This window comes from Pseudoalteromonas sp. NC201 (genome assembly GCF_002850255.1).
In the GTDB taxonomy this organism is placed as follows: domain Bacteria; phylum Pseudomonadota; class Gammaproteobacteria; order Enterobacterales; family Alteromonadaceae; genus Pseudoalteromonas.
Genome location: NZ_CP022522.1, coordinates 2,066,384 through 2,087,222 on the forward strand (window position 1 = coordinate 2,066,384; position 20,839 = coordinate 2,087,222).

The following is a 20,839-nucleotide window of genomic DNA, read 5'->3' on the forward strand; positions in this document are numbered from 1 at the left end:
CCCACTTTGCTTACGTCTTATATTTGGCATCATAAAAGCAATTAGGCACAATATGCAAAAATAATAACGTGAAATCGTATGTTTGAACTTCCAACGAACAAAGAATATCTCATTGGCCCTGTGTCTTTGGCGATATTGTCAACAATACTGATGTTGTTCGGGCTTGGCCCGCACTTAGATTTTGACAGAAATGCGATTGCTGAAGGTGAATTATGGCGTATTTTGAGCGGCCAGTTTACCCATAGCAATTGGTATCACTTGATGCTAAACCTGCTTGGGATCTCATTTATTTGGCTATTACATGCCGAATATACAAGACTAAGAAAATATTGGCTGAATGTACTTTTTCTTGGCCTCTTTACCGGGCTCATGATCTTGCTATTTTCCCCAAACATTGTTGTATATACAGGCTTGAGTGGCTTATTACATGGGCTTATCGTATGGGGAGCACTTGAAGATATTAAGCGGAAGCTAACAACTGGATATCTGTTGTTTATTGGTGTGTGGGCAAAGGTCTGTTGGGAGCAATATGCGGGTGCAAGTGCAGATGTAGCCAAACTGATAGACTCGAGAGTCGCCATTGAAGCACATCTATTTGGTGCAGTTGGTGGTGTGGTTTTAGCTGTTATCTATTTATTTTATAAAACAAAAAAGCCAGCTTAAGCTGGCTTTTTATCCACTCATTTGATTACAAGTTTTCTTTGAACAGCTTGTATATACGACGGTATTCATCCAACCAACTTGATGGCTGTCTAAAGCCATGAGGTTCAACTGGATAAATCGCCGTTTCAAAGTCTTCCTTTTCTAGCTCAATTAGGCGTTGCACCAAGCGCACAACATCTTGGAAAAATACGTTATCATCAACCATAGGTGCATTGATCAGAAGCTTGTTTTTCAAACCTTCAGCATGATAGATAGGCGAACTGCGTTTGTATGCAATTGGGTCTACATCTGGGCGATTAAGGATATTTGAGGTGTACGGGTCGTTGTAATAGGCCCAATCGGTGACTGGACGTAAAGCTGCGCCTGCTTGGAATAGATCCGGCTGAGTAAATAGCGCCATAAATGTCATAAAGCCGCCGTATGAACCACCATAAGTACCTACAGCACCACGGTCAACATTAGCGTTGTTCACCATCCACTCAACACCGTCTGCCAAATCTTCGATTTCTGGTTTACCCATATGACGATAGATTGCCGTTCTCCAGTCTCGACCGTAACCTTTAGAGCCACGATAGTCCATATCCATGACGACATAGCCTTCGCTCGCGAGAAGTGAATGGAACATAAACTCTCTAAAGTAGTTAGACCAACCCATATGAGAGTTCTGCAAATAACCCGCGCCATGGTTAAAGATCACAGCCTTACGATTCTTACCCGTTTCGCCTTCTTGATAATCTGCTGGGTAATATACTTTTGCGTAGACAGGCTCACCTTGATGGCTTGAAGGAACCGCGACAATCTTAGGTGCAATTAGCTTCTTATTTAAAAATGCATCTGAGACCGTATTAGTGAGTCGTGACACCGCTGCTTTTGGCGCTGCATCCGCCACATAAAGTTCTGGAGGCATCATGATTTTTGAGTGAGTTAACAACAGCTTTTGCTCATCTGGGCTTAGCTGGTAATCAGTCAGGCCATCTAAATCAGTTAACTGCTCATCTTCACCGCTTGCTAAATTGACGCGATAAATTTCGTATAAACCTGGGTGATCTTTATTGGCTTTGTAATAAACAAATTGACTATCGAGGGTTAAGGTTGGTTCAGAAACCACAAACTTCCCTGAAGTCATTGCTTTTGCTTTGCCGTTAAGCGGCTTAACATAAAGCTGGCTATATCCAGTTTGCTCTGAAAGATAGTACAAAGCATCTTGGTTGTTTAACCAGCCAAAATCATTGTAGGTGTAATTGATCCATGCTTCATCGTGTAGGCGATGCTGAGAAACGAATTGTTGTTTATCAAAATCAACCGTCGCTAACCATCTGTCTTTATTATCCCAAGCACCAAGCATCACTGCGACTTGAGAACCGTCACTATTCCATTGGATAGCGGATTGACTCCAGCCCCATGTGTCGATCAAGTTGATATCACGTGGTGCTTTTTCACTCTTATATGATTCACCTTTTGCCTTAGCATTTTCGCGTTTCACCTCGGCTAGTACATCTTCATCAAAGCCAGGCAAAGTATCATAGCTCAGCGTGACTTGCTCTGATTTTGCTAAATCAATGAAAATAACATCAGAACTCATTGGTTTTGTGTCTGCAACGCGGCGGCGAGCTTTTACCGGATCAATGTCACCGTTTTGACTGACGTAGTTAGGCATGATGTCAGAGTCTGAACGGCTTGGTTTATCATCGGTGATCACGGCGATTAACTTGTCACCTGTCGGTGCTAAGCTAACTGAGATAAGTGTTTTTCCTTTACCAAGATAAAACTGATTATCTTGGATACTTGCGTTATTCGCTTCTATCTCTTGATTTCTTGCTTCTCGATCTTTGCTGTTTTTGTGCGTTAGCGCAACGAATTGAATTAGTTCGTGTTGCTGCTCTGCGATATATCCATTTGGCTCTTTCACCCCTTCAGGCTTATCCGCTAAATGTAACTTTACCAGCTCTTTGGTTAAGCCAGTGACTAAATCGAACGCAAATAGCGCATTGCCTGAACGGTAAGCTAATCGGTTATCACTTAAGAATTGCGGTGCATACTCATAGTTCGAAGAATGAGTAACTTGTGTCAAAGCGCCAGACTTCAGGTTTTTAACGAATATGTTGCCTTTAAATTCATAAGATTGTAGCGTCCGACCTTTATTATAAATCGCGTTTGCAGCACCAACGGCATGCAAATCTGACAGCGAAACCGCTTCGCTTGTTTGTGCGCTACTGACTTTAAATAGATCTCTTAACTCTGAACCAGCTTGCTTACGCTTATAGAAAACGGTTTTGCTATCGGCCCCCCAATACGCGCCCTCTGGTTGTCTTCCCAACCAATCAGGATGCGCCATTGCTTGTTTTAGGGTGATCTGCTCACCACCAAAATCAACGGGAGTGGCAACAACTTGTGGGACTGGTGAATTGGCTTCAACTTGTTGTGGTTTTGGGCTTACTTCAGTGGTCTGACAACCAGAAAGGAATAAACCTGAAGCGACTGCCATCGAGATAAGAGAGAGTTTCAACATGTGACTTTCTTATAATAGTTAAATTTGTCTAATTTAAGCAGAAAGCCAGCGGAATATCGACAGATTTAAGATTAAAAGCACAATGGGTGGGACAAAAAAAGGCCAGCATAGGGATGCTGGCCAAATACTCTCTGCGCTCACATAGTCGTTGATGGACAACGAGTATGAAATGAGGCCTATCCGCGCCTCACAATAGTAGACCGCACTATCAGAAAAGAGTTCCAAAAATTACAGTAAAAAAATTAAATTTTTTATATCCAACCTGAGCTCTTCGATAAAGGAATGAGCTAACTCAATAGTTATCAGAAGCTTAGGTTTTTAGTTAACAATGGGCCTCTTTAGCTAAAAACAGTAGTACTAATTCAAAATTAATTGCTGAGCGGTTTCCATAACCCCAGGGTAGTCTGCTTCAGGCAAGATATCAGCAAGCTCTGCCAGTGCTTCACCTAATTTATGAAGTGAGTCAGCTGACACGTTGATATGCCCCATTTTTCTGCCCGGTTTCGCATCTTTGCCATACCAGTGACTGGTTGTCCCCGGAACAGCAAGAACTTGCGATGGAATGTGACTTTGCCCTAAAACATTAATCATCGCGGTTGGGCGAAGCAGCCTTGTATCACCAATCGGTAAACCGGCAACGGCACGAATATGGTTTTCAAACTGGCTTACATGGGCACCTTGTTGAGACCAATGTCCTGAGTTATGTACCCTAGGCGCTATTTCATTAACCAATAATTGACCTTCAACATCGAAAAACTCAATAGCAAGTACACCAACATAATCGAGTGCATTCGCAAGTTTCGCAAATGCGTCTTCCGCTTGCGATTGAATATTGGCTTTCTCTTTCCCGGCAATTGATAAGGTCAGTACACCATTGGTATGCTGGTTTTCAGTCAACGGATAAATTTTACATTCGCCATTTTTTGCTCGCACACCAATAATCGACACTTCACGGTCAAACGGTATCATTTTTTCAGCAACGATAGAGTGAGGCTGTGCTTCAGTGCCTGCTTGCAAAAACTCGGACATTTCGGCCCAAGTACTATCTATTTCAGACTCTGATTTAACTCGCCATTGCCCTTTCCCATCATAGCCTGCCTGACAGGTTTTAACGACCAAAGGCATGCCTAACTCATCAATCGCTGTGAGAAAATGCGCTTTATCCGTAATGATTTTGAAAGGAGCACAAGGAACAGATGTTTTATCTAGTAGTGCTTTTTCTTTCGCGCGATCACCACCGGTGGCGATTGCTTCTGCGCCAGGGTAGAACTTACCGCTTTGTTCGCAAAGCGCTAAAACATCATGTGGAATATGTTCAAATTCGGCAGTGATGGCATCAGCATTGTCAATGGCTTGCTGTAATGACTCTGGTGTTGTTGCAAAGGTAACGGGGTTTATTACCGTTTGACTGCCAACATCATAGGCCAACACTTTTATATCAAGATGAGTTGACGATAGACTCATCATACGGGCTAATTGTCCCGCCCCTAAAACAAGAATATTCATGTTATTTCGCAGGATCTGGATTAGCTAATACCGTTTCTGTTTGTTCTTTTCTGAACGCTTCTACTTTTGCAAAAACCTCAGGCTGCTGACAACCTAAAATTTGAGCTGCTAACAAACCGGCGTTTGCAGCACCAGCGTCGCCAATCGCTAACGTACCTACCGCAACACCTTTAGGCATTTGGCAAATTGACAGTAATGAGTCCACGCCATTTAGCGTTTTTGATTTTACTGGAACGCCAAGTACAGGCAGACTTGTAAATGCTGCCGCCATACCTGGTAGGTGTGCAGCACCGCCAGCACCGGCAATGATAACTTTGATCCCACGTTCTGCTGCTGTCGAAGCATAATCCGCTAAAAGCTGTGGAGTACGGTGAGCTGAAACCACTTTAGTTTCATAATCAATACCAAATTTATCTAACATTTCAGCTGCATGTTGCATTGTAGGCCAGTCTGATTTTGAGCCCATAATGATGCCAACGGTCATAATAATTCCTCGACTAATTTTGAACGATACAGGGCTAAGGTCCTTCACACCTTAGCTGCGGGCATTATACCTGAGTTCGTCTTTAATGCGAAGAATCAACTTATTGCAATTATCACGCGATGACACCCTGAGTTATTTAGACACTATCAATTCTTCAATACTTAATGCTTTAGCACGGTTAAAGTGAGAGAAAAACGTTTTGGGACCCATAATTAGGCATAGCACCGCGAGACCACCTGGGATCAGCACAATTTTTAAAGCTGGGCCAAGAATATAGCTGTAAAAAAAGATAAAAGGGATGAATAGAATGTATCCGATGAATAAGCTCAAATATTGCATAACAACTCCTATTGAAATTTAATGAGCATGCTCAATTATAATAATGAGCGCGCTCATTATTTGCAAACTTTATCTCTTAAATAATCTGGAATTGTGCTACACTCTCTTCGCAAATAAAAAGGTAACCATATGAAAAAAAGAGAAATTACGTACAATAAAATTCTCAGTGCTAGTTGGCAGCTTTTTCAAGACAATGGTTTTGAAAACACCACTACTCGGCAAATTGCCCAAGCAGCAAACGTGGCAACGGGAACGGTTTTCTCTCACTTCCCCACTAAGCTCGACATGCTCAAAGTCGCAATGCATAACCAAATAGATGAACTAATTAATGAAGCGAAAACATCAGATGAGCAGCATAGTGCCAGCTTAAAGTTACGCCACTATGCAAAGTATTTATTTGCTTTTTATCTTAGCAATAGAGATTTCAGTAAAGAGCTGCTTTGTGGGATTATTTGGCATAGCGAATTCTTTAAGGGGCAACTCAATTTGTTCAAACACTTGTTATTCAGTGAGCAGGAATACAATGAGTTGAAAGCAACCGTTATGATGGACTGCTACTTTATGACCTTATTAGAAGGGTTAAGCAATGAGCATAGTTCTGTTGACCAGATGCTGCATTCTCTATCTCAGAAGTTGAAACTGGTTAACCAATAAATTGTATGATGTGTTCTTTATTGAATATTCATACGAATTTACTTGTGCTTTTGAACTTCTGACCATATAAAGCATCTAGGACTAGTGTAATAAGCAAGTGCTTGGGAAAAGTTACTTAGTTCCTTATTTTTGTCTAACGAGGTCAAAATGAAACGCGTCATCTTATTCCTTATCACTAACTTAGCAGTAATGCTTGTGTTAGGAATTGTGTTATCTATCTTAATGTCTGTGTTTGGTATTTCTAGCCGAAGCTATACAGGCATTATGGTTATTGCTGCCGTATTTGGATTCGGTGGTTCTTTTATCTCTCTTTACATGTCGAAGTGGATTGCAAAGAAATCAACAGGTGCCCATGTTATTGAGCAACCACGAAACGAAACTGAACATTGGTTAGTTTCTACTGTCGCAGAGCAAGCTAAAAAAGCAGGAATTGCGATGCCAGAAGTTGCAATTTACGACAGCCCTGAAATGAATGCGTTCGCAACCGGGCCGAGTAAAAATAACAGCTTAGTTGCTGTGAGTACTGGCCTACTCCACAACATGAATCAAGACCAAGCAGAGGCAGTGCTTGCGCACGAAGTGTCGCACGTTGCAAATGGCGACATGGTTACACTTACCTTGATCCAAGGTGTTGTAAATACCTTTGTTATATTCTTCGCTAAAGTATTGGCGGGTATTGTTGATAACTTCTTGAATGGCGATGAAGAAGAGTCAGGTGGAAGCTGGACATATTTTATTTTTGATATGATATTCCAGATCCTCTTTGGTATTCTGGCTTCTGTTGTTGTCGCTTACTTTAGTCGTAAACGAGAATTTGCAGCTGATAAAGGTGCAGCGGATTTAGTCGGTGCGCAAAAAATGCGTTCAGCATTAGAGCGTTTGAAGCACAACCATGAATCGCAATTAGAAGGCTCAATGATGGCTTTTGGTATTGCTTCAGGTAAGTCTATTGCAGACTTCTTTGCTTCTCACCCACCACTTGATGAAAGAATTCGAGCACTTTCGTAACTCTTTTCACATTTGTACTAGGGCAACGATTACGTTGCCCTTTTTATAACTCAATTTTATACAGATTATTTCCAACAGCGCAAAACCCCAAACGCTTGAGTAGGTTTAATGAACGAAGATTATCAGCCGATACATGCGCCAAAACCACATTGAGCTTAAACTCAACCTGGCTTTTGTTTGCAAATAGACAACGTAAAGCTTCAAACATCACGCCTTTACCCCAATAATCAGGCATTAATTCATAGCCAATATGTAGGCCCTCAATATCACCGTCTTCGTGATAGAAACCAATACATCCAATCACCGCTTTAGTGCTTTTACACACGAGGCAAAAACGACCACCTATACCTTCATATTGACGCTCAATATCCATTTGGATCATGCACTTAAGGTCTACTTCAGTGAGGTTATCGCCGTAATCGTTATACGCTTTTACCTGCGGTAAATTAAGTAACGCTAATAACTGCGGATTATCTTTGTGCCTTATGGGCCTGATGACTAGCCTTGGTGTTTCAAATTCCATAAAATGCTCAGGTCTAAGTATCTGCCGCAATGGTAGCACTTATTGCAGCACATATACCTTTCAATATTATGATCGCTTGCATTGCTTTATAATTTAGCATTTTTGGAGAATGAATATGAGTCAAGAGTTCACCGTTATCCCACCAACGACAAAGGTTTACTGCCCAGAGAGAGGTGAAGGCTGGACTTTAACGGGCATTACAGGGATCGATGAAAATGCATCAGTGATGTTTTCTGGCGTACGCTATACCATCTCAGCAAAAGAAATTGTTGAGTCATTATTGCCAAACTTTAAAAATAGGCAAGAATCAAATAATTAGTACTTTTTAACTATTTTACTGTTGTAAAAGTGTAAATTATGATCAATTATAGCGCTAGATTGCAAAGTCAATAATGGAAGCGCCCGCCTTAAAGGATTAAGTCATCGCATTGCGTTGGACTCAATTGCGAAGACATTGCTTTGTGTTGTTTTAAGTTACAGGACGTACACTTTTTAGGGTTCCTGCTATGTTAAAAGCATCACTCACAACACTTGGTTTACTCTCAACATTACTTTCCACATACACCTATGCAGATAGTTGCCCAGGTCAGGTTTTTGGTATTAACGCTGGCCGCGGCGATATTGGTATTTTGTTTGGCCTAGATGAAGGTGCAGGACAAGCCAGCGCCAATAGTTTAGCCGCTTTTAGTTCGGCAGCACTCGCCTATGATACTAGCAGTGCGCGTTGGTACTATGCATCCGCACCAAGGCCAATCGATTATAAAGTTGACACTAGTCATCTAAACTTACCAGCTGACGCAGATATTCCCATTGAAGGTAAAAAACATCGCTATGTTCAACTGGCATATTTTGATGGAACCTCCCATACCATAGTCGGTAGAACGGCTTATTTGGTGGGATTGGCATATGACAGCACAAACGATAGACTCATTGGAACGAGTTACGATTCTATTTACAGCATAGATAAAAACACAGGCGACGCGACTAAGCTCTCGGATCTCCCCTCATTGGCGGGAAAATACCGCGGCGATCTTGAGTTTTATAATGGTCGCTTGATTCTAGTCACGAGTGCAGCCGTTTACCAAGTTAATACCAACGACTTTTCTGTGACTAAATTATCTGATCACGACCTAACTGCCGTTACAGGGGCAAGCCTTAATAGTAACGGAGAGCTTATTATCAGTCGCGTTATCATTAATGACGCCGGACACACCAACAAAAGTGCGATTTATAAGTTAAACCCTGATACAGGAAGCACCTGTTATATCAATACATTACCAATACGAATAAATGACCTTACATATAACCCAAATGGTAGCAATACATGCTATACCGTTTCTGGTTGCGGCGGCACACCAACCCCTCCTTCGCCACCGTCTTTTACGTTAACGAGTATTGAAAACACGGTTTATGAAGGAAGTACCCTTAGCTATCAAATTACCTTAAGTAAAGCCTTCGAGCAGGACGTCAGCTTTTCGGTGGCGGTCAATGATGTGACAACGCAATCAAATGACTACGTAGCACCACCTACTTCATTGGTAATACCTACGGGCAGCACAACTGCTACCATTCAAATAGCAACAATAGACGATACTGAGTACACTGGCGATCGGGAACTCTCTTTGGGCGTAACTGGCGTGAGCAATACCTCAGGCAATGAAACCCTATCGGGAAACATACTCGACAATGAAACCGCGTGTGTGCCTGACAACTACACGCGGATCAATTACGCGTTCGTCAGAGAAGATTCGTTATTCAATAACGACTGGGGTATCAAAGTAAATGGCCAGTATATTAAATTGCTTGATGAATACGGCAGTGCCGGCAGCTATGACATCCTTCAAGGACAATCCTTTACCTATGTGCTCGCTATTGATGGTAACAGTAATGCTCTATCAACCAAGTACCAAGTTTCAGGTACCAACCAACGTTGGGAAGATCAAAACGATAATGATTACAATGACTTTGAGGTCAGTGTGACAACACAAACCATTCAAAAAGGTTGTAATTAACAGACTCAAAGCGGCTTACTACCTTTAGAAGCCGCTTTGTTTAACCTGAACTCGGGATAAGAAGTTAGTTAATCCACTAAAATCACTAAGTTCAAAAGCGTAATATCACTCTAGCCAGAAGTTATTTCTTAATACAAGGCAAATTTGTGCGTCAATAGCTGGCCTATTGCAAGCAAATTTAACGCAGTAGTAAGGAATAACAGCTGCTAGAGAACAAATTGTTATCCCGAGTTTAGGTTATTTAATACTAACTGGTACCTGATTTTAGCTCAAACAACTCTAATAACGCTGAGCGAAGCTGTAGCTTTGGTGTGCCCTCACTGTAAGGCGCTGTTGCAAGCAGCGGACAGTCTAGACGAAGCTTTAAACTTTCAAGGTTTTCTTCAAATACAGACATCTCAGGGTCAATCTGGTTTGCAATCCACCCAACCAAATTCAGTCCTTTTTGCTTGATAGATTCTGCCGTTAAAAACGCATGATTCAAACAGCCTAGCTTCATGCCAACCACTAAAATAACGGGAAGTTGTTCTCTGACGACCCAATCATACAGATATTCATTGTCGTTAATGGGCAATGCCCAGCCACCTGCACCTTCACATAATATATACTCAGCGCCTAGTTGCTGAATTTCACTAAAGCGCTCATGTAGCTTATCGACTGTGATGTCAACATTTACCTGTCTTGCTGCAATATGCGGGGCAATTGCTGGTGCAAAACAAAATGGGTTAACTTGCTCGTAAGTACCGTGCACCGTCGCAGCTTCCATTAAACTGATAGCATCGACGTTCACTAGTTCACCAAATGCCTCTTCAGCATCCGCCGCAATCGGCTTAAAGCCAAAAGCCTTTTTGCCGTGCTTAGCCAACAGTTTCAGTAATAAAGTAGAAATATAGGTTTTACCTACTTCTGTGTCGGTCCCAGTTACAAAATATGCTTGATTCATTTCCTTAACTCCAAAAATCCGACTTGATAACTGACATCAAAACCATTTTCACTCTCAGGGTAGCTACTCAGCAGCTGAGCGTAAGCTGATTTGCCTAACAAACCTTGTCGACGAGAAGCGGTTTTTACATCGTTGGCACCGATATTTTTTACCGATCGCAACGCCTTTAACGGTGTGTCATAACTATCAATCAATAACGCTTCATCCGCCCAAGTCACTGCGAATCCGGCTTGTAGAGCAAAAGATTTAAGTGCCGACAGCGAATAAAATGAATTGATATGGCCACACTCATCGATGGCTCGCCATGCGCTATCGATTTCGTTTAACGAGCCGTCAAGCACTGAGCTTAGCAACACTCGTCCTTCTTTTTTTAGTACTTCATACAACTGCGCAAACAACGCTTGCGGGGAATTAGACCACTGAATTGCAAAATTACTAAAGACTAAGTCGATACAATTTGACTGAATAGCGAGTTTATCCATATCACAGCAAACACTATTTGTCGTATTTTCAGCGCTTGCCAACATAGCCAAGCTAAGATCCGCTCCAACATAATGATTCGTGAAGGCGTTTAATCTATGAAAGTTTTCATGTGGCCCGCATCCTAAATCGAGCAACCTAGGAAACATACGCACCGCACCAAGCTCGCTATTTTGCTGTGTTAAACGTGAAAAGAGTACATCTGCGGCCTGTTTTTGTACGTTGGCGTGTTGAGAGTATGATTGCGCGGCTTTTGAAAAGCACTTTGCTGTTTGCGTCTTTTGTGCTTTGCTCATGCTCCCTCCACTAAGGCCGAAACTAAATTGTCTATATCTTCGTGACTGTGCTGTGCCGTTATTGTTATTCGCAATCGTGCGGTATTTTGCGGAACCGTTGGTGGCCTTATAGCCCCAACCCAAAGTCCCTTTTCCTTAAGTTTATGTTGCGCCGCTAATACATTTTCGCTGCTACCATACACAAGAGGCTGTATGGCCGTATCACTTGGAATAGGAGATAAGTTGGTTTGTGCAACTAACGACTTAAAATAGTCGATGTTTACTTGTAATTTGTGTCTCGCTTCAGATGCAGCAAGCAATTTATTCAACTGGCATAATGCAACGCTTGCCATAATAGGCGACAACGCCGTTGTATAGATAAACTCACGATTAAATTGCGTCATGTAATTTATCACATCATGACTTGCTAATACCGCAGCTCCTTGACAGCCCATCGCTTTGCCAAAGGTGATCACCAAAATTTCAGGTTTAATGCCGCTTTCAATCGTGCCAAGTCCTTGCGCTCCCACAACGCCAAACGCATGAGCGTCGTCGACCATGAGCCACGCAGAATGAGACTTAGCCAGCACACTGATTTCAGATATCGGCGCTTTGTCTCCATCCATAGAAAACACCCCTTCAGTCACAATGAGTTTACTGTCGGCTTTGGTTTTTTCTAATCGAGACCTTAAGTGCGTCAAATCATTGTGATTAAAGCGAACAAACTTAGCGCTACCCGCTAAACCACCGTCTAACAGGCTGGCGTGGTTGAGCTTATCTTGGAACACCGCAGCGCTTAATTGCTTTTCTTGGGGCGTGAACAATGCCTTTAACACACTGGTATTAGCGGCAAAACCGCTTGGAAATAACAGTGCGGCATCATAACCCAAAACGCTGCAAAGCTTATCCTCTAGCTGACGGTGAATATCAAGATAACCCGTAACAAGCGCCGAACTACGGCTTCCGGCTTCAGTGCATGCGAGAGTGTTAAATTCCAACGAGTCTGCAAGTCCCAGGTAGTCATTGCTGGCAAAGTTAATATATTGCTGATCAGCAATTTTAATTCTACTTGCAGAGGCCTTTTCAACCACAATGCGTTTTCTTAGCAACCCTTCAGCGTGACGAGCTGCTAAGGCAGATTGAATATACTCAAACGACATTGATTAGTTGGCTTCGTAAAATAGCTCTGATGTCGCCTTGTCCGCAATTGCAGAGCTTAACGATGCCTCATAGGCCTCATCCGAATAATCTTCACGTTTTTCAGGGTTCATCCCAAGTTTTCTGATGAGGTTCATATCGGCGTCTGCTTCCGGGTTTTCCGTGGTTAATAGCTTATCACCATAGAAAATTGAGTTAGCGCCAGCGAAGAAACACATCGACTGCATCTGTTCATTCATTGCCGTTCTACCTGCAGATAAACGCACGTAACTGTGTGGCATCATGATGCGCGCAACCGCAATAGTACGGATAAACTCAAAGTGATCGAGATCATCAACATTTTCAAGTGGCGTGCCCTTAACCTTAACAAGCATGTTAATCGGTACACTTTCTGGTTGTTTTGGCAGGTTTGCTAATTGGATCAGCAAGCCATAACGATCAGATGCCTGCTCTCCCATTCCTACAATACCACCAGAGCACACTTTCATTCCTGCATCTCTTACGTGATCAAGGGTATCGAGTCTGTCTTGATAAGTTCTTGTCGTGATAATCTGCTCGTAGTATTCAGGTGAGGTGTCCAAATTATGGTTGTAATAATCCAGGCCCGCTTCTCTTAGCGTGTGCGCTTTTTGATTATCCAGTTTACCCAAAGTCATACAGGTTTCTAGACCTAGCTCTTTAACTTCTTTCACCATTTTGGCGATATAAGGCATATCTCTATCTTTTGGATCAGACCAAGCGGCGCCCATACAAAAACGCGTCGCGCCCTTTTCTTTAGCAAGCTTTGCTTGAGTTACAACCTTTTCCACTTCCATCAAACGCTCTCGTTCAAGATCAGTTTTGTAATGACCTGACTGTGGGCAGTATTTGCAATCTTCAGGACAGGCACCCGTTTTGATAGACAGCAAAGTGGAGATTTGAACTTCATTGGGATTGAAGTGTTTGCGGTGAATACTTGCTGCATAAAAAAGTAAGTCGTTAAAAGGCATGGTGAACAGTGTTTTTACTTCTTCATGTGTCCAATCGTGTCTTAGCGCGCCTAATTCCATATTTTCATTCTCTTTTTATTCTTGCCTAAATTTACAACACGAGTATTTTCTAGTGATTAAATTTAGCGCAGTCAAACTGACGGTGATTGGCTTAGTCTACTTCTTAGCTTAGTATTGTCAACGTTACACGCGCCCACAAGGTTTACAAATGAGCAATAAACAGACAATCGATATTGAATTTGATCGCAAGCATATATGGCACCCTTATACATCGATGATTGACCCTCTGCCCGTCTATCCAGCCGCAAGAACATTCGAGAACAAAATTGAGCTTGAAACTGGCGAAACTCTCATTGACGGTATGGCATCCTGGTGGAGTGCTGTGCATGGTTATGGTCATCCAGAAATAATCACGGCGATAAAAAATCAAGCAGACACGATGAGCCATGTCATGTTTGGGGGGCTAACTCATCAACCTGCCGTGGAGTTATGCAAACTACTTGTGGAGCTAACCCCAGCCCCACTTAATCGAGTATTTCTAGCCGACGGTGGCTCAGTCAGTGTTGAAGTTGCAATCAAAATGGCGATCCAATATTGGTTGAGTAAAGGCAAAAACAATAAAACCCAAATAATGACAGCCAAAAAAGGCTATCACGGTGATACATTCGCGGCGATGAGCGTTTGCGACCCTGTGAATTCAATGCATGCCATGTACCAAGGCTTTTTACCTGAGCAAGTGTTTGTCGATGCCCCTAAAAGTGAGTTTTACGGCAGCCAAAGCCAAGATGAACTTAACACGTTAGAAACCGCATTTGCTGCTCATCATGAAAAGGTCGCGGCATTTATCATCGAACCGATAGTACAAAATGCAGGCGGTATGAACTTCTACCACCCTGAATATCTCAAGGCGATTCGAGCGCTATGCGATAAGTATGAGGTGCTACTAATTTTAGATGAAATTGCGACTGGATTTGGCCGTACAGGTAAAATGTTTGCCTGTGAACACGCAGGGATCTCACCGGATATTATGTGTGTTGGCAAAGCGCTTACTGGCGGAAACATGACGCTCGCGGCCACTTTGGCAACAGAAGATGTGGCTTTGGGTATTAGCCAAGGCGAAGCGAAAGTGTTAATGCACGGACCAACTTTTATGGGAAACCCGCTAGCGTGTGCTGCCGCAGTTGCTAGTCTCACTATCTTAAAGCGCCAAGAAACAATGGCCAATATTGAACGAGTCGCGAGCGCGCTTAACGCACTCAAGCGCTGTCTTAATCTAAATGCAGTAATAGATGTCAGAGTTCTTGGTGCGATTGGCGTGGTGGAAGTGGAAAGGGTTGTTGATGTAGCAAAAATCCAAAAATTCTTTATTCAGAAAGGTGTCTGGATAAGACCATTTGGCAAGCTAATTTATATTATGCCGCCTTATATCACCTCAAATGAAGATATTGAATCACTCATTGACGCGATTTATATTGCCATTGACGGCGAACACTTCTAAAACACAATAAATTTGGAATTAGGTCTATTTCATGACCTAATTCTAACAATGCAATCTAAAATCATGGCGCATAATCAATAAAATTACGTTATTTCGAACTTTCCTCGCTTTGTACCTGAAATGACATCAATGGTATGTTACCATGCTCGCTTTTATCATTAGCAAATGAGAAAAGAGACATATTATCTATGCAGCAAACCGTCAAATTGCAGCCAGCTGAAGCTTATCAGCCCCCTCGTTTTACTGTTTACCAACACCGCCAAATTGATAAGATTGAGCAATTGGATAAACTACCTGAACACCTTCGCTTTCAAATGAAAGTCGTCGCCAACGTGTTTCCTTTTCGCGTTAATAACTTTGTCATTGAAGAGCTCATAGATTGGGATAAAGTGCCTAATGACCCTGTTTTTCAATTAACTTTCCCACAGCGCGGTATGTTGGATGACGAGTCATACGAGCAAATGGCCAACTTGTTAAGTCGTGAACATACACCAGAAGAAGTGTTTAACCTCGCAACCAAAATTCGTCAAAAGTTAAACCCGCACCCAGCTGGTCAAATGGAAAAAAATGTTCCTGAGTATGAAGGTGAACGCGTAGACGGAATCCAACACAAATATAAAGAAACAGTGTTGTTTTTCCCATCTCAAGGACAATACTGCCACTCATATTGCACTTTCTGCTTCCGCTGGGCGCAGTTTGTTGGAAAGGCAACTCGCTTCAATAATAACGACGCTGAATTACTTCATAACTACTTAGCCGAGCACACCGAAGTGACCGACCTACTGATGACCGGTGGCGATCCTATGGTAATGCGCACCGTTAAATTGCGTAAATACCTAGAGGCGCTAAAAGAACCAAGGTTTGACCATATTCGTACCATCAGGATCGGTACTAAATCTCTCACTTTTTGGCCTTTTAGATACGTCACCGATCCCGATGCACAAGAGCTGTTAGCCTTACTAAAAGAGCTGGTTGATGCCGGAAAGCATGTATCAATCATGGCGCACGTTAACCACAAACAAGAACTGCGTACTGATGTCACACGTGAAGCGATTAAACTCATCCGCAAAACAGGTGCGCAGATCAGAACACAAGCACCGCTTTTAAATAATATAAACGTAGACGCTGACATGTGGGCTGACATGTGGAAAGAGCAAACACAGCTTGGCATGATCCCCTACTACATGTTTATCGAGCGTGATACCGGCGCTAAGCGTTACTTTGAAATCCCGTTACATAAAACGTGGGAAACTTTCCGTGAAGCTTATAAGCAAGTCTCTGGTGTGAGCCGCACAGTTCGAGGCCCTTCAATGAGTGCAGGTCCTGGAAAAGTTGAAGTGTCTGGCGTAACCGAAGTCGCGGGCGAAAAAGTATTTGTGCTGCGCTTTATTCAAGCTCGAAACCCTGACTGGGTGCAGCGTCCATTCTTTGCCAAGTTCGACGAGAATGCCCACTGGCTGGATGACTTAAAACCTGCATTTGGGGAAGAAAAATTCTTCTGGCAGGACGAGTACGACGCCATGTAAATGTAAAAATATCAAAAAAGCCAGAAAATACTGGCTTTTATTTTATTTGGCGCATTTAAATAACCTGAGATTTAGATAAGGGATGGGCTAACTCATTGCTTATAAAATCACAGTAAATTATTTCCTTATCTAGCCAGAGCGTTTTGCGGATAACTGGCTACGAAAAGCATTAATTTGAATAATGTTTTAACTGTATCTATCAGGTTTGATTGCTAGGAATTAATCAAATATGACATCGCTTAAGGGCCAAACTCGGCGGTTCAACAGCAACACCATATCTTAAATCCAATTGCGATAAAGGGCACTCGACTGACTCGTATTTGGACAAAAACGTTTTAGGTCGCCGGCTGTGCAAGGCAAATTTCGCATAAAAACTTCAAAGGGCGAGCACTTTGGTAATGGGGCCGCTTGTGCCGCGTAGTTAGTTGCCGTTAACCAACTTGTTATGCATTTTTAGAGTTGCCACATTATCTCATTTCTTAGCTTTTGAACGACCTCAACCTTGGGGCCTGCAACCACTGCGTAAACAAAGGTCTTACCTTCTATCCGAGTACATTTTATAGCGGCTCTATTATTTGAATAATTCCCATACACAAACTCCCCGTGGGAGCTTTTGACAACCCCGACGAATCCAAGTGATGACAATATTTCCATACTTTTATTCGCGCATTTAGATTCACTTATATCCAGTAATTTATGGTCAGACCAAATTTGTGGTGGAAATTCCTTTTGTATGGTCACTACTTCGCTAATACTAGGCTCTTGATCAATACTTCTCGGTTGATTAATAGCACAACCTGAAACGATCATTAAGATCGAACTGAAGATAATCCATTTCATATTTACTGACACTCCGTTCATGCATAACGCCTTAATAAACAGCGGGAAATAGCAGACTAAACTAAGCGCAAGCCTGCTGCTTTGCGTCCACTGTTTAGTTAGTTTGTAAGGGGTACAACTTAATTCATTAATAATCGTGGGTGTCTTTATTTTCCTCCTATTTTTTCTCTGTGCTGAACGTAAGAAAAGCCCAAGAGTGACCTCTTGCCAATTAATACTAATGTGTCACCATCTTTGAACTTTCTCCATCTGCCTTTTTCTAACCCACAAACTTCTTCATTAGCGAAATAAGAGTATTCTTTGACCTTAATCCCATAGTCACAAATTTTGGATGAAGTAGTTTTTCTAAATGTTACGTTGTGCTGAGCAGCTTTTGCTACGGTATAATGAATGCAAGCAGGTAAACCTTTTGCAATTGAAAAAATCGACAAAAGTGGAACGAAGATAATTAAAAAAAGAACGAAGATAACTCTCTGTTTTGTTTGTAGTGGAGGCATTTGGTGCGAATGTCTAGACCTGAATACGAAATATAAACCCGAGCTGATAATGACCGCAGAAACAATACAACTCAATATGAGTAGTTTTAAATAAACCTCCTCGTTAACTAAAAAATTTGCGTACATACCGATAAAGGTAAATAAAAGATAACAAATCGCTGACACCCACCACTAATTTACACCTTCCAAATATACCGCCTAAGCTTTAATTCTGCACTCAAAGGATTGAGGAAAACAAACTATGGCAACTGCCCGTAAAAAGCAAATCCACCTACAAATCGCTGACATATATGGACGCTCAGCTGCTGTCAAGTAATACTCATCCAACAAGGTTGTTTTAACAGCCTTGTTGCTTCTTTTATTTATCTCTCATTTACTATTTGTATGTATTGATAAACAGTCACTTTGAGTCACCCTAAATAAGGTGCTGCTCTGACATATATTCGGGCTTAACTGACTTTCAGCGCCCCTAATGAGTTTCGAACCTAGCCACCCAAAAAGTAGAATACACCCACGCGGCATTGAATGCCTTGCCTATAACGGGTTTAACTAGGTAGGTTTGACCTTTTGTTCATCGTTATGTTTACAGCAATGAGAATATGGCTATCAAGGGCTCATAAACACCCACTCGGGCTCGAGGCCCTTGTCACGACCGGGCTCCTTAATAGCCATAATTTGAGTCATGATTGCGCCTCACTTTGTGTATATTGGGCTTTATAAGGTTCATTTCTTTGTAGCAATATCCACATTAAGCGAGCCAATCGGTGGGCCGTGGCCACCACCGCTTTATTTTTACCGCGACGTTCTACCAATGCGTTGATCCATTTGTTTAAATCATCCTGCTTTTTGTGCGCATGATTGACCACTGTACGGGCACCATGAATGAGTTGTTTTCTTAGATAACGATCACCTCGTTTGGTGATCCCTCCCATCTTATTGGTTTCACCCGAAGCATATTGACGTGGTGTGATCCCAAGCCACACAGCCAACTCCTTTTTATTAGAAAATGCTTGCCCTTTATCTATTGTGGCACTCAATGCCGATGCGTTGATAATCCCAATTCCGGGGATGGATTGGATAATTTGAGCAGCTTGGCTCTGTTCATTAAACTGCTTAAATTGTGCCTCTACATTTTTAATATTGGCGTCTAACTTTTGCATTTCTTCATAAACGTCTCTGAGGAGTAGATTTAAAGCTCCATGTAAATTACGGTTGAGCAGATCAGCAATGGTTGCACGAAAAGACTTTAAGCTCTTTTTGATGACGATGCCAAATTCAAGTAACAAACCACATGTTTGGTTGATGCAGGCGGTTCGATTATGTATGAGCCGCTCCCGATAGCGATGTAGTGCTAGGATTGCTTGTTGATGCTCTGTTTTTACAGGAACAAAGCGAATGTTAGGTCGAAGGCTCGCTTCATAAATCGCCATACAATCATTTTTATCGTTTTTATTGCCACGGACAAAAGGGGTAACATGTTGCGCAGGGATAAGCTGAACTTGGTGCCCAGCTTGTAAGCAGTACCGCCCCCAATAATGAGACGTTGAGCATGATTCCATAACAACATTACAAGCAGGTAATTGGGTCAATGTTTGCAAGAGCTTTGCTCTATCTAACCTTCTGGAAAAACATTTATTACCTTGCTTATCAAACGATAAAAGTTGGAATACATTTTTTGCTAGATCAATTGAAAGCGTGCTAACGTTATTCATGATGGACTCTCCTAATAACTGTGTTTGCAACTATCAGTTTGGCGCATTGACGCCGATTTGGGAGCGTCCATCTCATCACCCACCTCTAATTTGCACCTTCCTAAGATACCACCTAAGCTTTAGCTCTGCACTCAAAGGATTGAGGAAACCAAACTATGGCAACTGCCCGTAAAAAACAAATTAGTTTAACCGACACCAAATATTATCACTGTATCTCCCGTTGCGTGAGGCGCGCCTTTCTGTGCGGTGAAGATAAATTTACTGGAAAATCATACGAACACCGCCGTGATTGGGTTGAAGAAAAGCTCCTGATGCTGGGCTCCGTGTTTTGTGTTGATGTCTGTGCTTATGCCGTGATGAGTAATCACACCCACATTGTTTTATATGTTGATGATAAAAAGGCGAAACGTCTGTCGGATGAAGCAATTGTGATGCGGTGGCACAAGTTGTTTAAAGGCAATTGGATAAGCCAAAAATTTACTGAAGGTGAGCCACTCAATGAGTCGGAGCAATTGATGCTAGATGAGCTGGTTGATAAGTACAGGGGAAGACTAGCGGATATTAGTTGGTTTATGCGGGTGCTTAACGAAGACATCGCCCGCCGAGCAAATATAGAAGATAACTGTACAGGCCGATTTTGGGAAGGACGATTTAAATCCCAAGCATTACTGGATGAAGCAGCACTGGCTGCTAGTCTCGCTTACGTAGACTTGAACCCCATTAGAGCCAAAATCGCCGCAACGCCTGAAACCTCAGACTACACCAGCATCAAAAAGCGAATTGACCATGCGAAATTAGGTAAACAGCCAAAAAGCCTACTACGATTTGCTGGCAGCCCACGAAAACATATGCCAAAAGGACTGCCTTTCGAGCTCAAATCCTATATTGAGTTGGTTGAACTCACAGGCCAATGTATTCGCGCCGACAAGCGAGGCTATATCTTTGAGTCTCAACCCATACTCTCTCGACTAAATATCGAACCGGAGAACTGGATAAAACTCACTACGCAGTTTTCAAGGGTATTTCACGGTGCCGTTGGCCGAGAGCGAACAATAACCGCTTACTGTGAAACACTGCAAAAAAGACGGCGGACAAACCTAACAAACTGCGAGCGCTTGCTGGCTTAGCAGAGCAAGCTTTTCAATTCTAGAATTTCTTACTGTTGTATTTACAGCGCTTTGTCGTGCACGATAACCCAGTTTTGGTGAAGAGATTCGCCTGAG

Annotated in this window: 20 protein-coding genes; 8 read left to right on the forward strand and 12 right to left on the reverse strand. The window is 42.3% G+C overall.

Going from position 1 to position 20,839, the window contains the following annotated elements; translation table 11 throughout:
- The first annotated feature begins 78 nt into the window (after positions 1-78).
- Complete coding sequence (gene rrtA / locus PNC201_RS08690) at positions 79-663, forward strand: rhombosortase (protein WP_102056809.1); 585 nt, start codon at positions 79-81, stop codon at positions 661-663.
- Between the two features lie 25 nt (positions 664-688).
- Here rrtA and PNC201_RS08695 read toward each other — a convergent pair whose 3' ends face one another.
- The 4 genes from PNC201_RS08695 to PNC201_RS08710 all read right to left on the reverse strand — a co-directional run bounded on the left by PNC201_RS08695 (position 689) and on the right by PNC201_RS08710 (position 5,501).
- Positions 689-3,172: a S9 family peptidase gene (locus PNC201_RS08695; protein WP_102056810.1), complete on the reverse strand. Its 2,484-nt coding sequence runs from the start codon at positions 3,170-3,172 to the stop codon at positions 689-691.
- 357 nt (positions 3,173-3,529) lie between these two features.
- Positions 3,530-4,678 carry a 5-(carboxyamino)imidazole ribonucleotide synthase gene (locus tag PNC201_RS08700; protein ID WP_102056811.1) on the reverse strand — a complete coding sequence of 383 codons (1,149 nt, stop codon included), beginning with the start codon at positions 4,676-4,678 and terminating at the stop codon, positions 3,530-3,532.
- 1 nt (position 4,679) lies between these two features.
- Positions 4,680-5,162 (reverse strand): 5-(carboxyamino)imidazole ribonucleotide mutase, encoded by a 483-nt coding sequence (gene purE, locus PNC201_RS08705; protein WP_102056812.1) that lies wholly within the window; start codon positions 5,160-5,162, stop codon positions 4,680-4,682.
- A 132-nt stretch (positions 5,163-5,294) separates the two neighbouring features.
- Positions 5,295-5,501 (reverse strand): hypothetical protein, encoded by a 207-nt coding sequence (locus PNC201_RS08710; RefSeq protein WP_010604774.1) that lies wholly within the window; start codon positions 5,499-5,501, stop codon positions 5,295-5,297.
- Positions 5,502-5,630: 129 nt separating this feature from the next.
- On the opposite strand from PNC201_RS08710, the gene PNC201_RS08715 reads away from it, so the two are divergent.
- Together PNC201_RS08715 and htpX are read left to right on the forward strand one after the other, a co-directional pair.
- On the forward strand, positions 5,631-6,155 hold the full coding sequence (locus PNC201_RS08715; RefSeq protein ID WP_010604775.1) for a TetR/AcrR family transcriptional regulator: 525 nt from the start codon (positions 5,631-5,633) through the stop codon (positions 6,153-6,155).
- A gap of 147 nt (positions 6,156-6,302) precedes the next feature.
- Entirely contained in the window at positions 6,303-7,163 is an 861-nt protein-coding gene (gene htpX, locus PNC201_RS08720; protein ID WP_010604776.1) for a protease HtpX, read from the forward strand.
- A 43-nt stretch (positions 7,164-7,206) separates the two neighbouring features.
- Here the strand turns inward: htpX and PNC201_RS08725 are convergent, their stop codons facing one another.
- Positions 7,207-7,686, reverse strand: coding sequence for a GNAT family N-acetyltransferase (locus PNC201_RS08725; RefSeq protein WP_102056813.1), 480 nt, complete (start codon positions 7,684-7,686; stop codon positions 7,207-7,209).
- A 115-nt stretch (positions 7,687-7,801) separates the two neighbouring features.
- Between PNC201_RS08725 and PNC201_RS08730 the strand changes: the two genes are divergently transcribed.
- Positions 7,802-8,005 carry a hypothetical protein gene (locus tag PNC201_RS08730; RefSeq protein WP_010604778.1) on the forward strand — a complete coding sequence of 68 codons (204 nt, stop codon included), beginning with the start codon at positions 7,802-7,804 and terminating at the stop codon, positions 8,003-8,005.
- Between the two features lie 187 nt (positions 8,006-8,192).
- On the forward strand, positions 8,193-9,698 hold the full coding sequence (locus PNC201_RS08735) for a hemolysin (RefSeq protein WP_102056814.1): 1,506 nt from the start codon (positions 8,193-8,195) through the stop codon (positions 9,696-9,698).
- 247 nt (positions 9,699-9,945) lie between these two features.
- On the opposite strand, the gene bioD is transcribed toward PNC201_RS08735, so the two are convergent.
- Genes bioD through bioB form a run of 4 tightly spaced genes read right to left on the reverse strand, consistent with a single transcriptional unit; the run spans position 9,946 to position 13,603 of the window.
- A complete protein-coding gene (gene bioD, locus PNC201_RS08740; protein ID WP_102056815.1) occupies positions 9,946-10,641 on the reverse strand; it encodes a dethiobiotin synthase in 696 nt (231 codons plus the stop codon).
- Positions 10,638-11,417: a methyltransferase domain-containing protein gene (locus PNC201_RS08745; protein WP_010604781.1), complete on the reverse strand. Its 780-nt coding sequence runs from the start codon at positions 11,415-11,417 to the stop codon at positions 10,638-10,640. Before PNC201_RS08745 ends, bioD begins: the two co-directional genes overlap by 4 nt.
- Complete coding sequence (locus tag PNC201_RS08750; protein ID WP_102056816.1) at positions 11,414-12,556, reverse strand: aminotransferase class I/II-fold pyridoxal phosphate-dependent enzyme; 1,143 nt, start codon at positions 12,554-12,556, stop codon at positions 11,414-11,416. Before PNC201_RS08750 ends, PNC201_RS08745 begins: the two co-directional genes overlap by 4 nt.
- A gap of 3 nt (positions 12,557-12,559) precedes the next feature.
- On the reverse strand, positions 12,560-13,603 hold the full coding sequence (gene bioB, locus PNC201_RS08755; protein ID WP_010604783.1) for a biotin synthase BioB: 1,044 nt from the start codon (positions 13,601-13,603) through the stop codon (positions 12,560-12,562).
- Between the two features lie 148 nt (positions 13,604-13,751).
- On the opposite strand from bioB, the gene bioA reads away from it, so the two are divergent.
- Positions 13,752-15,041, forward strand: coding sequence for an adenosylmethionine--8-amino-7-oxononanoate transaminase (gene bioA, locus PNC201_RS08760; RefSeq protein ID WP_102056817.1), 1,290 nt, complete (start codon positions 13,752-13,754; stop codon positions 15,039-15,041).
- Between the two features lie 188 nt (positions 15,042-15,229).
- Positions 15,230-16,567, forward strand: coding sequence for a KamA family radical SAM protein (locus tag PNC201_RS08765; RefSeq protein WP_102056818.1), 1,338 nt, complete (start codon positions 15,230-15,232; stop codon positions 16,565-16,567).
- A 453-nt stretch (positions 16,568-17,020) separates the two neighbouring features.
- Here the strand turns inward: PNC201_RS08765 and PNC201_RS08770 are convergent, their stop codons facing one another.
- The 3 genes from PNC201_RS08770 to PNC201_RS08780 form a co-directional block, all read right to left on the reverse strand.
- Positions 17,021-17,407, reverse strand: a complete 387-nt coding sequence (locus PNC201_RS08770; RefSeq protein WP_102057865.1) for a hypothetical protein — start codon at positions 17,405-17,407, stop codon at positions 17,021-17,023.
- 146 nt (positions 17,408-17,553) lie between these two features.
- Positions 17,554-17,904 (reverse strand): hypothetical protein, encoded by a 351-nt coding sequence (locus tag PNC201_RS08775; RefSeq protein ID WP_158299112.1) that lies wholly within the window; start codon positions 17,902-17,904, stop codon positions 17,554-17,556.
- Between the two features lie 680 nt (positions 17,905-18,584).
- Positions 18,585-19,616 carry an IS110 family transposase gene (locus tag PNC201_RS08780; protein ID WP_102056325.1) on the reverse strand — a complete coding sequence of 344 codons (1,032 nt, stop codon included), beginning with the start codon at positions 19,614-19,616 and terminating at the stop codon, positions 18,585-18,587.
- A gap of 155 nt (positions 19,617-19,771) precedes the next feature.
- On the opposite strand from PNC201_RS08780, the gene PNC201_RS08785 reads away from it, so the two are divergent.
- Positions 19,772-20,743, forward strand: coding sequence for a transposase (locus PNC201_RS08785; protein WP_102056820.1), 972 nt, complete (start codon positions 19,772-19,774; stop codon positions 20,741-20,743).
- Positions 20,744-20,839 lie beyond the last annotated feature (96 nt).

Coding starts and splice junctions, on each gene's coding strand:
- rrtA (WP_102056809.1), top strand. CDS start 79: ATGTTTGAACTTCCAACGAACAAAGAATATCTCATTGGCCCTGTGTCT.
- PNC201_RS08695 (WP_102056810.1), bottom strand. CDS start 3,172: ATGTTGAAACTCTCTCTTATCTCGATGGCAGTCGCTTCAGGTTTATTC.
- PNC201_RS08700 (WP_102056811.1), bottom strand. CDS start 4,678: ATGAATATTCTTGTTTTAGGGGCGGGACAATTAGCCCGTATGATGAGT.
- purE (WP_102056812.1), bottom strand. CDS start 5,162: ATGACCGTTGGCATCATTATGGGCTCAAAATCAGACTGGCCTACAATG.
- PNC201_RS08710 (WP_010604774.1), bottom strand. CDS start 5,501: ATGCAATATTTGAGCTTATTCATCGGATACATTCTATTCATCCCTTTT.
- PNC201_RS08715 (WP_010604775.1), top strand. CDS start 5,631: ATGAAAAAAAGAGAAATTACGTACAATAAAATTCTCAGTGCTAGTTGG.
- htpX (WP_010604776.1), top strand. CDS start 6,303: ATGAAACGCGTCATCTTATTCCTTATCACTAACTTAGCAGTAATGCTT.
- PNC201_RS08725 (WP_102056813.1), bottom strand. CDS start 7,686: ATGGAATTTGAAACACCAAGGCTAGTCATCAGGCCCATAAGGCACAAA.
- PNC201_RS08730 (WP_010604778.1), top strand. CDS start 7,802: ATGAGTCAAGAGTTCACCGTTATCCCACCAACGACAAAGGTTTACTGC.
- PNC201_RS08735 (WP_102056814.1), top strand. CDS start 8,193: ATGTTAAAAGCATCACTCACAACACTTGGTTTACTCTCAACATTACTT.
- bioD (WP_102056815.1), bottom strand. CDS start 10,641: ATGAATCAAGCATATTTTGTAACTGGGACCGACACAGAAGTAGGTAAA.
- PNC201_RS08745 (WP_010604781.1), bottom strand. CDS start 11,417: ATGAGCAAAGCACAAAAGACGCAAACAGCAAAGTGCTTTTCAAAAGCC.
- PNC201_RS08750 (WP_102056816.1), bottom strand. CDS start 12,556: ATGTCGTTTGAGTATATTCAATCTGCCTTAGCAGCTCGTCACGCTGAA.
- bioB (WP_010604783.1), bottom strand. CDS start 13,603: ATGGAATTAGGCGCGCTAAGACACGATTGGACACATGAAGAAGTAAAA.
- bioA (WP_102056817.1), top strand. CDS start 13,752: ATGAGCAATAAACAGACAATCGATATTGAATTTGATCGCAAGCATATA.
- PNC201_RS08765 (WP_102056818.1), top strand. CDS start 15,230: ATGCAGCAAACCGTCAAATTGCAGCCAGCTGAAGCTTATCAGCCCCCT.
- PNC201_RS08770 (WP_102057865.1), bottom strand. CDS start 17,407: ATGAAATGGATTATCTTCAGTTCGATCTTAATGATCGTTTCAGGTTGT.
- PNC201_RS08775 (WP_158299112.1), bottom strand. CDS start 17,904: ATGCCTCCACTACAAACAAAACAGAGAGTTATCTTCGTTCTTTTTTTA.
- PNC201_RS08780 (WP_102056325.1), bottom strand. CDS start 19,616: ATGAATAACGTTAGCACGCTTTCAATTGATCTAGCAAAAAATGTATTC.
- PNC201_RS08785 (WP_102056820.1), top strand. CDS start 19,772: ATGGCAACTGCCCGTAAAAAACAAATTAGTTTAACCGACACCAAATAT.